Source organism: Streptomyces sp. NPDC051567, assembly GCF_044454165.1.
Classification (GTDB): domain Bacteria; phylum Actinomycetota; class Actinomycetes; order Streptomycetales; family Streptomycetaceae; genus Streptomyces.
The window spans coordinates 224,781-239,034 of the sequence record NZ_JBITDK010000006.1 but is presented as its reverse complement, the minus strand read 5'-3'; the positions used below and the strand labels follow the sequence as shown (position 1 = coordinate 239,034).

Sequence of the window (14,254 nt, the reverse complement as noted above, 5' to 3'; positions counted from 1 at the left end):
GGCTGACCTGCGGCTCAGCCGCACAGGGTGCGCTCCACGAGCCGCTGGACGGCGCGCTCCGCCCGCATCAACTGGGCGGGGTGGCGGTCTTGCCGCTGGCGGTGACGGCCGCCCTCGGCCGGGCCTTCTTCGCAGGGGTGTTCATGACGCCCACGCTGCCGAGCGGCCGACCGCGCGACCAGGGGGCCGGCCCCCGCCCCAGGGGGTGCCCGGCCCCCTGGACGGAACGCGCCGGATGCGCTCAGCGGCGTTCACCGGGGCTCTGGGCGAGGACCTTCTCGCGCAGAAAGCCGACCAGGAGACCGGTGACGGCGGAAGGCCGTTCCAGGTTGGGGAGGTGGCCTGCCCAGGGCAGGTCGACGTGGTGGGCGGTCGTGGTCGTGAGCAGGGCCGGCAGCTGGGCGGCGATCTCCCGGAAGTCCGCCAGGTCGTGCCCGCCCGACACCACGAGGCAGGGGGCCCGGACCGCGCCCAGGTCGGGCTCGGCCTCGATCGGCTCGAACTCCCCCGCGGCGGCCAGCTGCACCTCGTAGGCGCGCCGCTGCATCCGGCGCACCGCCTCCCGGGCGGTCTCCGCGGCGTCCGGGCCCAGCCAGGTGTCGACCATCAGCTCCACCGCCCCGGTGAGGTCACCCGCCTCGATCAGCGCTTCCTCCCGCTCACCGAGCGCACGCAGCTCGCCGGAGGGTTCGTGCCCGGGCCGGGCGGAGCAGAGCAGCGCCACGGCGCTCACCCGCTCCGCCCGGCGCGCGGCGATCTCCAGGGCGACCTGCCCGCCGTACGAGGCTCCCACCAGCGCCGCCCGCGCGATGCCGAGGGTGTCCAGGAGTTCCCGTACGTCCTCGGCGTCGCTGTACGGCCGGTCCGCCGCCGGAGTGGAGCCGAAGCCGCGGAAGTCGCAGCGGACCACCTGGTAACCGGCATCGATCAGGGCCGGCCACTGTGCGTCCCACATCCGCCGGTCGCACACCCCGGAATGCAGCAGTACCAGCGCGGGACCGTTTCCGGCCACGTCATGAGAGAGCGTCATCCGGCAGACCCTACCCAGCGGGCGCTCGAACCGCCTTACGAATATCACACCGTCCGTCCCCTCGTGCCTTCCCCGTCGACCGTGGCGACGGGCCGAGGGCGGACTGGGGGCAGACTGGGGACATGACCACCTTGAACGGATCGCCCGTCGCTGTCGCCGACCTACAGGCCCTCGCGCTCACCAACTACGGGCACTTCACCAGCATGGTCGTGGAGGACGGCGCGGTACGGGGGCTCGCGCTCCACCTCGACCGGCTGGTCGGTGACTGCCGGACGGTGTTCGGCGCGGAGCTGGACCCCGAGTGGGTGCGGGAGTGTGTCCGGCGGGAGGTGGGCGGGCGCGCCGGGAGGCGCACCGTGCGCGTCACGGTGTTCGACCCGGGGCTGGAGCTGGCGGCCCCCGACCGGGCGGCCCGGCCCGGTGTACTGGTGACGACGCGGCCGGCGGGCGACGGCGCGGGCCCGCTGCCCGCGCTGCGGGTGCAGCGGCTCACCTACCACCGTGACGCGCCGACGGTGAAGCACGTCGCGCTCTTCGGGCAGTTGCGGCTGCGGCGCGCGGCCCGGCTCGCCGGGTTCGACGACGTGCTGTTCACCGGCGCCGACGGGCTGGTCTCGGAAGGCTGCACCTGGAACATCGGCTTCGTGGACGCGGCCGGGACCGTGGTGTGGCCCAAGGCCGACGTCCTGCCGGGGGTCACCATGCGGCTGCTCCGCTCGGCGGCCCCCGGCGGGCAGGTCAGCGCGCCGGTGACGGACGGCCTGCTGCGGTCGATGCGGGCCGCGTTCGCGACGAACACGGCCATCGGTGTGCGGTCGGTGGGCTCGGTGGACGAGATCGCCTTCCGCACCGACGACCCGGTGGTCACCGCACTGCGGGAGGCGTACGCGGGCGTGGCACCGGAACGGCTGTAGGGGCGGGAACGAGCATGAGGCGGGGGGTATGGGGCGGGGGGCCGGGCGGGGGGCGGCCCCCGGCCGGGGTGGCGACGCGGCCGGGGTGGCGACGCGGCCGGGCCCGTGTCAGCTGATGTCGAAGAGCTTGTCGAAGTTGGCGATCGCGAGGAGCTTCCGGGTGTCCGGGCCGCTGTTGACGATGCTGATCCGGGATGCGTCGCCACCCATGTGGTCCCGGAGCAGCAGGAGCATGCCGAGCGCCGCGGAGTCGATGTAGGTGGACTCCGCCAGGTCGACGACGACCGTCTCCGGCTGCTGCCCGTGGAACTTTTCGTACGACTCGCGGAACTCCTGGTGGGTGCTGAAGTCGAAACGTCCCTTGACCGTGATGATGAGTTTGCTGCCGTCGGGAGTGATCGTCGAGGTTACGGACATGGTGGTTTCCCGTTCTCTGGAGTGACGCGCCCGGTGCCGGGCCGCGTGGGTGAAGGACCGGCGGAGGGTGACACGGGTGCCCCCGCCGACGGGGAAGTCGAAGTCGACGCGGTCCATCAGGTGGCGCATCAGGAAGATGCCCCGGCCATGGGGACGGCGCAGACGGTCGGTGGTGCGGGGGTCGGGAACGGCCACAGGATCGAACCCGGGGCCGTCGTCGGTGACCGTCGCCACGATGCAGCCGTCGTCGACCGCGAGTTCCAGCGTCGCGGTGGTCCCGCCTTCACCACCCGCGTGCCGCAACGCGTTCAGGGCTGCCTCGTGCACCGCGAGGTGGACGGCGGACCGGACCTCCGGCGCCAGGGACAACGGCGCCAGGGACAACGGCGCCAGGAAGTCGTCAAGGCCGCGCCCGACCCTGGCGAGTGTCGGATCACCGAGGAGGGAGAGCACCAGTTTCACGGTCCAACTCCCCTCGTCCTGCCCCGCATCACCTGGTTGGCGGGAACACTGGAGCCATGAGCAAAGGACACGAGGAACGTGAAGGACCGCGGAAACCTGTTCACCACCTGTTGGCGGCCCTGGTGCTGGCCGGGGTGACGATGACGGTGTGGGCCGCCTGGCTGGGCTGGGACCAGCACCGTGACGCACACCCTGACGGTTCGACGACCGGCCCCTACGAGGCGTGGCAGGTGATCGGGCTCGGGCTGACCCTGCTGGCACCGGTGTACTGGGCGGCTTCCCGGAAGTACGTCGCGGCTGCGGTGCTCGGCACCACCACCGGGCTGACCGTTGCCGCCGCCTACGACTGGTCGGACGACGCGAGCGGACTCTTCGTGATCGGCGTAGGTCTGGTCATGGTCGGGAGCCTGGTCGTGACCGCCCTCCTCTCGCTCTTGATCGCCTCCCTGGGGCGGAAGACCGGAACCGGCCGCCCCGGGCACTGACCCCTCGCAGCCGGCACCCCCTCTTCCCCGGGGGCCACGGCCCGGACCGTGGCCTTCTCCCGGACGGAGCCGGTCGGCGCTGTGGGCGCGGTCGCTCTGCGACAGCCGACAACCGACGCGCGACGGAGCGCCCGGGGCCCCGCCGTGCGTGCGGGTGTCCCGGGCGCGCCTTCCCTCCCCCGGGCCGGCCGTTGTGCCGCTCACGACCGGCCCGGGGATCTGACGCCGACGAGCCCGGTCCTCGACGGGCGGGGTCCTTCTGTCAGACGCGGCTGAACTTGGAGACGCCTTCGTTCGGGAACGTGTACGCGCCTGGGGCCACGTCGCCCTTCCAGCCCGCGCCCACGCACGCCCAGCCGACGTAGATGCCGATCCCCTTGCTGGAGCGGTTCCACACCGACCTGGCTTCGACCCCGGTGGGCGCGCAGGAGTGCGCCCAGTCCTTGGTGCTCTTCGTCCCGCTGAAGCCCACGCCCTCCCAGAAGCAGACCTTGCCGTCCTCGCAGTCGAAGAGCCGGAACGACAGCGGCCCACCGTCTGTGGTGACCGTTGCGGTGGACGGCAAGATGCCGGCCGGTGTTCCCGAGCAGTCGTTGCTCTTGAAGGCGGCTGCCCGCCACGGTGTGTTGTTGAAGATCTTCCTGGCCTGGTGGAGGGAGTGGTCGGCCAGGATCATGGTGGCCCGGAGGCAGTTGCCCTCGTACTGATTGCCGACCCGCTGATCCTGCCCCGTACCGTCGCTGTTCTCGTACATACAGAACTGCCCGGTCTCGCACGCGTCCCCGGCTGCCGCGGACGCTCCGGCCACCAGGGCCGTTCCCGCTACCGTGGCGAGTCCGAGCGCGATCGTCCCGAGCCTGCGGCCTGTCCGACTGGTCATGAGTCCACTCCTTGCCGGCCTGCCCGCGCCGGAGGCGGCTGAAGGCCCGCCCCCTGCTCGGCACATGCCTTCCGATGACGCCTTGACTGTTTCTGGCGGGATGCTCGCAGGGCCGCGCCCTGCGCATGGCGAAGGCCACGCCTCCTTCACCGGAACGAGGTACCGCGGGGCGCCCTCATGGCCGGACGGCGGTGGGCCGCGGGCCGTGGCGGCGCCCATTCCGGTGCGTATGCCGGTGCCGGTGGCTGCCGTGCCGTGCCGACGACCGGCGGGAGATGCGGGAGACCTCGGCGGCCTGCGAGCCCGCCCTCCCGCTCGCGCTCGTACTCGTATCTCGCGCTCCGGGCAGGGTTTTCCGCGGGCGTCCGTACTGGAGGGGGGCATGGGATCTCCTCTGCCAGTCGGTCACCTGCGAGCCGCAGCACCCTTCTTGAGTTCGTCCGCCGGTGGTCAGGAAGATCGAGTCTTGTTCTGTACTGCCAGGGGGGCGGATGACCGGTAGGTTCACCGAGTTGACCGTCGACTGCCACGATCCGGAGCGGCTCGCGGCCTTCTGGTGCGTGGTGCTGGACTTCAGGGTGATCGACCGGAGCGAGGGCAAGGTCGAGATCGGCTCCTGGGAGCCGACCGTCGAGGAGGTCCGGGCCCGCCAGATGCCGCCCACCTCGCAGTTCATCCGAGTGCCCGAGGGCAGGGCCGTGAAGAACCGGCTCCACCTCGACGTCAGCCCGATCGACGTCGGCACGGACGAGGAAGTGACCCGGCTGCTCGGCCTCGGCGCCACCAGGGCGGACGTGCGTCAGGGCCCCGGCCGGAGCTGGGTGGTCATGGCCGACCCCAACACACGTGACTACCAGTTCTGTGCAGCATAGCCGCAGGTCAGGTAACAAAGAAGCCCCGCCCGGCACTTGGCCGAACGGGGCATCTTGCTATCGGGCTGGACTCACCCGGAGGAGCGAACGTCGTGGTGCGGAACCGCCCAGCAGTCACGCGACCAGAACCGGGTAACCCCGTCTGTCCACGGTCGGCAGTCGTTCGGCGTGCGGGGCTCGTAGCGGACCGCATATCGGGCTCCGGCGAGGATCTGCCACCCGTCCCGCGCGCACTGCCGTAGGCCCCTCGTGTTGCCTCGGCAGGTGCCGTCCGGAAGCCGCCTGATGAACACCCGAGCCATCACGCCACCGGCCCAGCGAGAGCGTGTGCGCCGGGATAGGTGTATCCGGGGTCGGGGAGGCCCAGCACCACCGCGCGGAGCGCTTCTCGCCGCTCCCACTGGCGCTGCCTCTCGTCGTACTCGCGTTGCATCTCGTCCAACTCGGCGAGCCATGCACCGTGGTCTATGTACGGGCGAACCACTGTGCCCGTGTACAGCTCGTGCGACTCGTCCCACGGTCCGCGCAGGTGGGGCCGAACAGCCCCGGATATCGGTATCGGAGTAGGGGCGGAACCGGTTGCGGAGCGGTATCGGCTGCGTGCCGGAAGGCCGAGAATGGACGTAACCCCGATCGACCCGGACGCCGAGGCGCACCCGTATCAGCAGATTGCGGCGGACATCATCCGGGCCATTCAGTCCGGGGAACTGCGAGTCGGGGCCCGCGTGCCGTCCGAGAGCACGTTGATCCAGGCATACGGCGTTGCCCGGAACACCACCCGCCATGCGGTCGAGTACCTGCGCTCCGAAGGGTGGGTCCGGACCCTTCCGCAGCGCGGCACATTCGTGGCGGACCGGACCGGCCAGACCGCCGGAGACCAGTAGACCCCGCCCACCGGACTTGACCGGTAGGGCGGAGCCGGGTGGGTGCGGGTCAGGCTCGGACGAGTTCGGCAGCGCGCTGCCCCAGGTCTGCGGCGCCGGGGATTCCGCGACGGGCCCAACTCGTCATTGTGGTACGGACTTTGTGAAGGTCCTTCTTGTGCCGGTCCGAGACGACTCCGTCCATGAAATCCAGCGACTGGCCCCAGATCCCCACAGCTTCGTCGTGACGCCGCTGGGCAGCGACGGACCGGGCCAGATTCCCGAGCGTCAGGGCGTGAATGCGCCGGAACGCCTCGGGGTCACGACCGGCGAGGGCGGCCCGGTGGTGGCGCTCGGCCGCCTGGTGGTCTTTCAGCTCGGCCAGCGTCTTGGCGGTGTGAGAGGCGACGGTTGCCGCTACCGGCCCGGTAGCCGCCGTGAAAGACGCGGGCGGCGTCGCGGTGTCGAGCATGGCGTCCTCGGCTGCGAGAAGCGCCGCCGCAGCCCTCTTCCCGCTTCCCACGGCTCCGTACGCCCTGGCGCTCGTGATCAGCAACAGGGCCTCGGTCTGCGGGTCCACCTTCCCGCGTGCTCGACGTAGGGACTCCTCCGCCAGTTCGACGCAGAACTCCGGCTGCTTGAGGTTGAGAGCCTGATGGGCGAGAGCGCGCATCATCCAGGCTCCGTGTCCTGTCGGATCGCTCTCGCAGGCGAGTTGGTAGCCGAGGAGGTAGTACCGCTGTGCGGCGCCCTCCCGGCCCAGGTCGTGGTACTTCCAGGCGGCGAGGTACGACAGTTCGGCCGCCACGCCGTAAGCGTCCCGGCGAATCGCCTCGGAGGGGTACACGGCCTGGAGCATCGGCACCACCGTGTCGGTCAGGTAGGTGGTCACCGCACTCAGCCCGTGCCCACCGCCAAGACGCTCGTCAGCGGCGGTGAACACGCTGGTGATGTGCCGGACGGTGGCCACCTCGCCGACGCCCACCCGGCCGCCGGTCCTTCCCGCTCGCAAGGTGGCGGCGACCGCTTGGTGGTCGTAAGTCAGCGGCAGCGCCACAGCTGCGGTGGCGAACACACTGGCGAGGAAGTCACGGCGGGACTGCATCACGGCTCTCCCGAGGTCGGCGGCGGTGGCCAGCGGGTCGGCACTCATAACCTCCCCGATCGCTTCCGACCCTAATCCGATCTCCGCCACGGTCACCTTGCGGCGCGTCTTCCGGGTAAGGGCCTCGGCGAGGTACAGCGGTGTGCGGCCAGTGGGGGTTCCGCCGGCCACCCAGTGAGCGACGGCCGAGGGTGCCGTTGCCAGGTACTCCCCCGCCTCGGAAGCGACCGCGCGCACTGTCGTCGCCAGTGCTTGGTACGTGCATCCGGCCTCGGCGATGACACGGGTCAGTGCCTCGTTTGGTGCCTTAGTGTCCGTCAACTGTCGCCCCTAATTGCGATCTTGAACGGGTTGAACGGGATCGGTGTGCTCCCACCGTACCCCCGGAGCGTGACTGACTGTTCACTGATTGCACCGACAGGTCAGGGGCACCCGCCCGGCCGGTACGGCAAGGCAACACCGGCCGCAAGCCGTGCGGTGGACCCGCCAGCGGTTCGCAGACTCCTCCCCGAACCTCGGAGGGGAGCACCAACCCGCAGTAGTTCCCATGGAAGGAGCAGGACTATGCCCGCCAAGATCGAGGTCAGCAACCTGACGCGCCGTCTGGACCACTCGGTGCCGGACGGCGACTTCGCGCCCGTGGCCGTCGCGTCCCTGACGCGGAACCTGGACCACATGGTCCCGGACGGCGACTTCGCGCCCGTGGCCGTCGAGGTCTGACAGCAACTAGCAGTTGATGCCGAGTAGTTGACGGCATGGCGGGTCGGCTCGGGAAGCCACCGGGCCGGCCCGCATCGCCTCACAGTCCCGAGCAAGGAGAGTCCGCAGTGAACACCACCATCGCCACCAGCGTCCCGGCAGGCTCCTTCTTCGACCTCAGCCGGAAGGACCCGGAGCTTCTCCGCCTGCGGGAGGAGGGCGCCGAAAGCGCCATGCCGTTCGCCTTGATGGAACGCCTCATCAAGTCCGGCACCCCCTACGCGCAGCACGCCCGTTCCCTGCGCAGCGAGAACGTGACCGTGGCCGGTGTGTCCTTCGGCTGGTTCGACGCCCAGCTTCCCGGCGAGATCGCCGACGAGATCAGCCTGACGAACTACGAGATCGCCGAGCACACCGACGAACGCCGCGAGGCACTGTCCGAGGCGTTGGACCGGCTGTCGCTGGTCCACCCCGAGGGATTCGCCCGCGTGCGCGAGTTCGTCCGTGGCCTGCTGTGGGTCGGGCTCACGCCCGGCGTCCGCGCTTCTTCGCTGACCAGTTCCAGTGACCCGGCGCTCCCGTACGTCGTCGTGTTCTCCGACAAGGCCCGGCACCACATCCCCCCGAACACAGTCGGCCCGGAGCCGTCTCCCCGCTTCCTGGCGGAGAACCTGCTGCACGAGGGGACGCACCAGTCGATCAGCTTCCACATCCTTCAGCACCAGGTCTTCGCGGACGGGTACTCGTCCAAGGAGTCCCCGAAGATCGAGATCCGGTGGCGAGCGGGGCAGGGCGTCGCGCGCAACCAGTACTGGGAGGTGGACCGGGCCTTCCACGCGACCTGTGTCTACAACCAGCTGTTGAGGTTCCGCCGCACCGAGCTGGACCGGAACGACCTGACCGCCAACGAGCGCGCGTGCTTCCAGGCCGCTTATGACGAGGGCCTGCCCGCCGTCCGCTACCTCATGCGCGAACTCGAACTCCTGAGTGAGAACTTCACCCCGCACGGGGTGGAGCTGCTGGCCGACCTGCGCCAGCAGACCGACCGCCTGTAGTGCCACCCTGAGCAGAACCGAACGAGGAGGGTCCGGTGCTCCAGCACCTCATCACACAAGACGCCGGCCTGCGGATGATCCCGACCGACCGGGACAAGTTGACCACGGCGATTGGCCAACTCCAGGACGATCTAAGGGCTTTGCCCGAGGAAGCCGACCCCGCTCGCACCCGGACCCTGTCCAGGTGGATCGGCATCGGGCAGATGTGCTTGGGCCGCCATCAGGAGGCCCTTACGTTCCTGCGGCAGTCGCTCGACTTGGCCGCAGCGAGCGGCAACACCCGAGCGGTCGTCGCCACCAGCCTCAACCTCGGCGACGCCCACCGCTACGCCGGTGACATGAGGGCAGCGGACGCGCTCTACCGCAGCGCCCTGGGGACCGCGCGGAGCCACAACCCGGAGCTGGTGGACTTCGCGCTCCAGCACACCGGTAAGTACCTGATGGAGCGCGGTGACCTCGCGGGTGCTGAGGCTCATCTCCGGGAAGCGCTGCGGCTGCGGATCGCCACGGGCGACACCGAGCTGATCGGCTCCACACAGGCAGCACTCTCGCGGGTGGAACTGCTGATCGACCGCGCCGCCGCACCGGGATCGGACGACACCGCGCCTCGCCAGTGGAACGGCCGGTGGACCGCGTGGCTCCAGGCCCACACCACCGCCCGCAGCCCGGACCGGTGGGCGGAGGACTTCCCCGCCATCCGGGGCGCCGTGCGCGGGCTGACCGCGCATCAGCGAGTCCACCCGCGACACCTGCGCGACCAGCCGTTCCCGGCTGAGCTGATCACCGCGATGGCGCAGGAGGCGGAGGAGGCCCTGACCACCAACGGCTACCTTCACAACGGCAAGTGGAACGCGGCCGTGGGCGACGCCGCGAACCGGTTCGCCGGGCAAGTCGATCTCGCAGCAGTCGTCACGGAGTCCACGGGGCTGGAAGTCGAGCAGCCGCACAACGGCGTCTATATCGGGTATCTGGAGGAGGGGCAGTTCCTCGACTTCCACGTTGACGAGTTCGGGTTCGGCGAAGCCAACCTGATCCTCTGTCTCAAGCACGAGCGTTCCGCCGCAGCTCCCACTGTGAGCGCTACCGTCTTCATCGGCGCCGACGGCTACCGGCATGTGATCTCGCGGCGGGCGAATGCGTCGTGTTCGATGGTGCGATCACCCCGCACGGAAGGACGCCTCTCGGCGCCGGAGAACGCGTGACCCTCATCAGCTTCGGATTCCGTGCCCGTGATGCGGCCAAGCGTTCAGCCGCTCACCTCCCGGCGGCCCCGCACTGAGCACAGCGGGCACCCGCGCTTCGCGCTGACTGCGACGCGATTCGCCAAACGCAGAAAGGCCCCGCCCTGACCCCGCAGAGAGGGGACAGGACGGGGCCCTTGCGATTCCGACAATTGATCAAGTCGCATGGATTGCTGGGGCGATCAATCCCAGATATCGGAGTCGTCGTCCGGTTCGGGCTGCGCGATGGCCACGCGAGCACTCGGCGACAATCCCAACTCTCGAATATAGCGCGCAAGTTGGGAGCGGTACTGTGCCGCGATGGTGGCGGCGCCGTTCTTCACCGTGCCGCGCTCGGCCGTAACCATGAGTCCGCGTTCGGAAAGGTCGCGCTCCGCCTGGTCGATGCGGGCCACGCAGACGCACAGATCCTTGACGGTCGAGTGGTCTACCTCGCCGAGCCCCGCAGCTACTTCGAGAATCGGCACAACGCGCTGCCATTCACTCGAAGCCATTTCCCGACAGCGGATATTTGCTGCTTGGATCTCGGCGGCCGGCGAGTCCTTGAAAACGTCTCGCCAATCGGGCTCGGTGAGAACAGCGCGAGGGACAATCACCCCCTCTCTGATCTCGGCCTTGGACGGGTTCCCCTCGCGGGCCCGTATTGCCGCTGGCTTGGGTCGATACCGATCGGCCATCGGTCTCCTTTCTTGCTCGCTGTAACGGCACGCGGGGCGCCCAAGAATGACCACAGCCCCGGCGCGAGTTTCTGGCCTCCCTGCCGTGCAATCTCTCGCCGGAAAGGGAGTCATCGCCTGGGCATGGTCAGCGTCGAACTGGCTTTGCGTTCGCCGCAGCCCATCCGCCCGGCTGATTCCTCGCTGTTTCGCCGTTATGGCACGACGTACACAATGGCCGCAGATATTTCGGCGCGTCCGGATTAGGGATTCCCTCGGCCGCGAGTTGCTTGCGGGACTTGGGGAAGTGGTCAGCCACCTTGGCGGCCTGGCCGCACAGCACGCACCAGGGGTTCGCGTACAGGTAGGTCGGCGGGCACGGGGCCAGCCCGGACCGTACGCGCTGGTGCCCGGCGTGGCTCGGTTCCTGGTTGCTTCTCGCTCATGTTCTTTACAGCTCCCGCCAGTTGTCAGTTCAGGGCAACCGGGAACCGGGCATGAGGTGCGGGGCTTACGCGGCATCGGGCCCCTTCGGCGGGATAGCCGGCGGATTGATCGGAGTTCCGTCCGGCTGTCTCGGCGTCACGTCCACCATCAGCACGCGACCGGATCTCGGGTCGCGCATCCGCTGGACTCCGCGCGGCATCGGCGCCCCACTGTTGGCTACTGGCATCCCAGTTGGGGTGTCCGACCAGACGGGCCGACCCTGCGTGTCCCGAGGAAAGTGCGGATAGGTCCCGTCCGGCCCGGGGTCGAGTTCGTCAACGGCCATGTCAGTCCGTCGCTTCTATGTACGTCTGACGGTTGGCGTCGAGCTGTTCGGCAAAGTCGGAAGCGATTAGTCCGGCAGCCGTATCGACGGCCCTGGCCATGTCGTCAACGATGGGCAGGTCGTACCAGCGCTGGTCAGGAACAGTGCGGTCCTCGCCCAGACGGGCCTGTGCATTCTGCGCAATCGTCAGGATCTTCTCCCGCTTGAATCGCTCGGCACGGCTGGCGGCGTACGCCTGAAACCACGGCTCGGCGGAGAGTAGTTCCAGGAAGTTGTCATGCAGCTCGTTGCCCCGGTCGGTCCGTTCGGCGGCCTGCTCCACCCACGTCTTGAGAAACGCCCGGTCGTACTCGGCGCGGCGCTCGTCACGGCGGGCCTGCTCGGCCTGCTCTGCGGCCTCTAGAGCGGCCTCGGCGGCAGCCAGCGGACCGGATACCTTGTCGATCTGCGCTTGCAGCTTGGCGACCCGCTCAGCGGCCTTCTCGATCTCGGCGCTCATATCACTTGCCACCCTTCGTGGTGTCGCGCCCGAACTGGGCCGCAATCGTCTTCGCGTTTTCGTAGTAGCCAAGGGACATATGGGCGGTGGTGCCCATACGGTCGTACATCTCGGGGTTCGAGTCCCGCAGCTCGGCCAACTTCTCCATGCGCTCGTCCCACTGCCACTCGGCAGCGCGGATCGCGTCCTTGTCCCGAGGACCGTCAAGGTAGCCAGTTCGGTGCAGGGTGTCGCTCATAGTGTTCTCTCCGTTCGTCAGTGCCCACGGCGGGGATTCCCGGTATACGTAGGGGGCGCCCCTTGCCCGCTCTTCTCTCGGGTGTAGTGGAGGGCGGAGGGTTCCCGCCTTCTCCGGTCCCCCTTCGGTAGTGAAGGGCGGAGGTTTCCGGCCAGTGGGTGGCGAGGTGGCGAGAGTGGTCCTGTTTCTGTTTTTTCTTGGTTTTTTCTATGTGTTCAAAAAAATAGGGAAGAACCACCACCTCATCACCCCTCTTGCCGCTGTCGACCGGTCCGGTGCCGGCGAACCCCGAGGCCGCAGGCGCCCTTCTGCGGGCACAAGAGAGCCCTGGCCGACCACGGGGGGGCGACCAGGGCTATTCGGGGCTCTATAGGGCCGTTACGCGGCTGCGGGCAGCATCTCGGGAACCGTGACGGTCTCCCATGCGGACAGTTCCTCGGCGGCGGGGTCGAGTTCGCCGGACATGGTGAAGTCCACGCGCCGTGTGTCGAGCTTGCGCCACCCGCCACGGGTGCCCCGGCGGACGTTCAGGCACACCCCTGCGTCAACGAGCATGCCGCGCCGTTCGGCCGTGTCGGCAGCCTGCCAGTCGTCGGCGAAGGTGCGCCCGGTCCCCGTGGTGATGCGCTGTGGCTCGGTCTTCTCGCGGGCCTCCAGCTCGGCAATCCGGCTGTCCAGCGCGTCATGACGCTTCTGCCACTCCTGCGCGGCGTGCTTGGACTTCTGCTGTCCTTGGATTTTCAGGTGTGCGGTGAACTCGGCCACGGTGGCGTTCAACTCGGGCTCGGGGTCGTACCCGGGCACCACCACGGTGGTCCTGGTCTGGATTCCACTGACCAGGCGCAGGAACTCGGCTGTCACGAACTCGTCGGCCCAGTCTCCCCGGATGTTCGCGGGTGCTTCGCACTTGTCGCCCCGGGCGTGGTAGTTGCACTTGTACGTGGGGGTCCTGCCTTCCTGCGCGTTCAGGTACATGCGCCCGCCGCACGAGTCGCAGTGGATGACGCGCAGCAGCAGCGCTTCCGTGTCGGACCGGTCCCCGTTGTTGATGCTGCGTTCGTCCAGAACAGCGCCGATCTGGTCGAACTCCTCGCGCGTGAGAATCGGCGTCTCGCTGCACACGACCGGGTTGCCCTGGTCGTCGCGCACGGGAACGCCGTTGTGCATCTTCCAGCCCAACAGGACCTCGTTGCGCAGCATCCGGGTAATGACCGCAGGGGTCCACTGGAACGTCTCCCGAACGACGTGCTGACCCTTCGTCCCGCCGGTCTTGCCGCCCCGCTCGCGGCCCATCCTCTCGGCCCAGTAGTCACGCGGGCTGAGCACCCCATCGGCGTTGAGCCCCGCAGCGATGCCGGACACCGTGGCGCCTTCCAGCAGCTCCCGGACGATGCGCTCGATGACCGCCACCGCGTCCGGATCGGGTACCAGCGTCCAGCCCTTGCCGCCGAACTCCTCGGGCATGGGGGCGGGCATGTAGCCGTACGGGGGACGACCACCGCCGCGCCAGCGAAGCGGCATCCTGCGCATGGCGGCCTGTGCACCGCTCACGCGGTCGCTGATGGACTGCGACTCGAACTGTGCGGCGAAAGCCAGCATGAACAGTTGGAGTTCCGCCATGGGGTCCATGGGGTTGCGGAAGTCGAACACCTGCCGGCCCCCGCCCAGACCCTCGGCGAAGATGAGTACCTTGCGGTGCTCGCGTGCCCAGTTGGCGAGGGCGTACATGTGGCCCATGGACCGGATGGCACGGTCGAACCGCCAGAACACCAGAGCGTCGTACGCCTGCGGGTTGCTGAGCCAGCGGAGAAGCTGCGGGCGCTCCCAAGGGCTGGTCTTGGACGCGCTGACGTCAAGGTCAACCGCTTCGCGCAGCGCGTCACCCTCGCCGAACGTGACCCGCAACTCTGCGCCTACGTGGTCGCACGCTTCCCGCTGACGCTCAGGGCTGGTGGTCTCGTCCGTCAGGACGGACAGTCGGATGCACCGGACGCCCCGAAGGGTCTCGGTGAACACGGTGCCGGACAGTGGATTGCGAGCATCTTCCATGCTCTGTGTGGGGAGCA

The 14,254-nt window shown here is 69.0% G+C and carries 15 protein-coding genes; 7 read left to right on the top strand and 8 right to left on the bottom strand.

Features of this window, described 5'->3' with window-relative positions; genetic code table 11:
• Window positions 1-241: 241 nt before the first annotated feature.
• Window positions 242-1,030 carry an alpha/beta fold hydrolase gene (locus ACIA5F_RS10205; RefSeq protein ID WP_399351213.1) on the bottom strand — a complete coding sequence of 263 codons (789 nt, stop codon included), beginning with the start codon at window positions 1,028-1,030 and terminating at the stop codon, window positions 242-244.
• Window positions 1,031-1,152: 122 nt separating this feature from the next.
• Here ACIA5F_RS10205 and ACIA5F_RS10200 point away from each other — a divergent pair, with 122 nt between their 5' ends.
• Entirely contained in the window at window positions 1,153-1,944 is a 792-nt protein-coding gene (locus ACIA5F_RS10200; RefSeq protein ID WP_399351211.1) for an aminotransferase class IV, read from the top strand.
• Window positions 1,945-2,052: 108 nt separating this feature from the next.
• On the opposite strand, the gene ACIA5F_RS10195 is transcribed toward ACIA5F_RS10200, so the two are convergent.
• Window positions 2,053-2,823, bottom strand: a complete 771-nt coding sequence (locus ACIA5F_RS10195) for an ATP-binding protein (RefSeq protein WP_399351209.1) — start codon at window positions 2,821-2,823, stop codon at window positions 2,053-2,055.
• Window positions 2,824-2,879: 56 nt separating this feature from the next.
• Between ACIA5F_RS10195 and ACIA5F_RS10190 the strand changes: the two genes are divergently transcribed.
• The gene (locus ACIA5F_RS10190; protein WP_399351207.1) at window positions 2,880-3,308 is read left to right on the top strand and encodes a hypothetical protein; all 429 of its coding nucleotides are present in this window, start codon (window positions 2,880-2,882) and stop codon (window positions 3,306-3,308) included.
• 262 nt (window positions 3,309-3,570) lie between these two features.
• On the opposite strand, the gene ACIA5F_RS10185 is transcribed toward ACIA5F_RS10190, so the two are convergent.
• Window positions 3,571-4,188: a peptidase inhibitor family I36 protein gene (locus tag ACIA5F_RS10185; protein ID WP_399351205.1), complete on the bottom strand. Its 618-nt coding sequence runs from the start codon at window positions 4,186-4,188 to the stop codon at window positions 3,571-3,573.
• Window positions 4,189-4,679: 491 nt separating this feature from the next.
• Between ACIA5F_RS10185 and ACIA5F_RS10180 the strand changes: the two genes are divergently transcribed.
• Window positions 4,680-5,060 carry a VOC family protein gene (locus ACIA5F_RS10180; RefSeq protein WP_399351203.1) on the top strand — a complete coding sequence of 127 codons (381 nt, stop codon included), beginning with the start codon at window positions 4,680-4,682 and terminating at the stop codon, window positions 5,058-5,060.
• 617 nt (window positions 5,061-5,677) lie between these two features.
• Window positions 5,678-5,944, top strand: coding sequence for a winged helix-turn-helix domain-containing protein (locus tag ACIA5F_RS10175; RefSeq protein WP_399351201.1), 267 nt, complete (start codon window positions 5,678-5,680; stop codon window positions 5,942-5,944).
• Window positions 5,945-5,993: 49 nt separating this feature from the next.
• Here ACIA5F_RS10175 and ACIA5F_RS10170 read toward each other — a convergent pair whose 3' ends face one another.
• The gene (locus ACIA5F_RS10170; protein WP_399351199.1) at window positions 5,994-7,349 is read right to left on the bottom strand and encodes a tetratricopeptide repeat protein; all 1,356 of its coding nucleotides are present in this window, start codon (window positions 7,347-7,349) and stop codon (window positions 5,994-5,996) included.
• 243 nt (window positions 7,350-7,592) lie between these two features.
• Here ACIA5F_RS10170 and ACIA5F_RS10165 point away from each other — a divergent pair, with 243 nt between their 5' ends.
• From ACIA5F_RS10165 to ACIA5F_RS10155, 3 genes are all read left to right on the top strand, one after another.
• Complete coding sequence (locus ACIA5F_RS10165) at window positions 7,593-7,748, top strand: hypothetical protein (protein ID WP_399351198.1); 156 nt, start codon at window positions 7,593-7,595, stop codon at window positions 7,746-7,748.
• Window positions 7,749-7,855: 107 nt separating this feature from the next.
• Entirely contained in the window at window positions 7,856-8,782 is a 927-nt protein-coding gene (locus ACIA5F_RS10160; protein WP_399351196.1) for a hypothetical protein, read from the top strand.
• 35 nt (window positions 8,783-8,817) lie between these two features.
• Window positions 8,818-9,984, top strand: a complete 1,167-nt coding sequence (locus tag ACIA5F_RS10155) for a tetratricopeptide repeat protein (RefSeq protein ID WP_399351194.1) — start codon at window positions 8,818-8,820, stop codon at window positions 9,982-9,984.
• A 221-nt stretch (window positions 9,985-10,205) separates the two neighbouring features.
• On the opposite strand, the gene ACIA5F_RS10150 is transcribed toward ACIA5F_RS10155, so the two are convergent.
• The 4 genes from ACIA5F_RS10150 to ACIA5F_RS10135 form a co-directional block, all read right to left on the bottom strand.
• Window positions 10,206-10,700, bottom strand: a complete 495-nt coding sequence (locus ACIA5F_RS10150; protein ID WP_399351192.1) for a phage terminase small subunit P27 family — start codon at window positions 10,698-10,700, stop codon at window positions 10,206-10,208.
• A 752-nt stretch (window positions 10,701-11,452) separates the two neighbouring features.
• A complete protein-coding gene (locus ACIA5F_RS10145) occupies window positions 11,453-11,950 on the bottom strand; it encodes a hypothetical protein (RefSeq protein ID WP_399351190.1) in 498 nt (165 codons plus the stop codon).
• A gap of 1 nt (window position 11,951) precedes the next feature.
• A complete protein-coding gene (locus ACIA5F_RS10140) occupies window positions 11,952-12,188 on the bottom strand; it encodes a hypothetical protein (protein WP_399351188.1) in 237 nt (78 codons plus the stop codon).
• Between the two features lie 378 nt (window positions 12,189-12,566).
• Window positions 12,567-14,237 carry a recombinase family protein gene (locus ACIA5F_RS10135; protein WP_399351186.1) on the bottom strand — a complete coding sequence of 557 codons (1,671 nt, stop codon included), beginning with the start codon at window positions 14,235-14,237 and terminating at the stop codon, window positions 12,567-12,569.
• Window positions 14,238-14,254 lie beyond the last annotated feature (17 nt).

Bases quoted from the DNA above. Each gene is read 5' to 3' on its own strand.
- ACIA5F_RS10205 (WP_399351213.1), bottom strand. From the start codon at position 1,030: ATGACGCTCTCTCATGACGTGGCCGGAAACGGTCCCGCGCTGGTACTG.
- ACIA5F_RS10200 (WP_399351211.1), top strand. From the start codon at position 1,153: ATGACCACCTTGAACGGATCGCCCGTCGCTGTCGCCGACCTACAGGCC.
- ACIA5F_RS10190 (WP_399351207.1), top strand. From the start codon at position 2,880: ATGAGCAAAGGACACGAGGAACGTGAAGGACCGCGGAAACCTGTTCAC.
- ACIA5F_RS10185 (WP_399351205.1), bottom strand. From the start codon at position 4,188: ATGACCAGTCGGACAGGCCGCAGGCTCGGGACGATCGCGCTCGGACTC.
- ACIA5F_RS10180 (WP_399351203.1), top strand. From the start codon at position 4,680: ATGACCGGTAGGTTCACCGAGTTGACCGTCGACTGCCACGATCCGGAG.
- ACIA5F_RS10175 (WP_399351201.1), top strand. From the start codon at position 5,678: ATGGACGTAACCCCGATCGACCCGGACGCCGAGGCGCACCCGTATCAG.
- ACIA5F_RS10165 (WP_399351198.1), top strand. From the start codon at position 7,593: ATGCCCGCCAAGATCGAGGTCAGCAACCTGACGCGCCGTCTGGACCAC.
- ACIA5F_RS10150 (WP_399351192.1), bottom strand. From the start codon at position 10,700: ATGGCCGATCGGTATCGACCCAAGCCAGCGGCAATACGGGCCCGCGAG.
- ACIA5F_RS10145 (WP_399351190.1), bottom strand. From the start codon at position 11,950: ATGAGCGCCGAGATCGAGAAGGCCGCTGAGCGGGTCGCCAAGCTGCAA.
- ACIA5F_RS10140 (WP_399351188.1), bottom strand. From the start codon at position 12,188: ATGAGCGACACCCTGCACCGAACTGGCTACCTTGACGGTCCTCGGGAC.
- ACIA5F_RS10135 (WP_399351186.1), bottom strand. From the start codon at position 14,237: ATGGAAGATGCTCGCAATCCACTGTCCGGCACCGTGTTCACCGAGACC.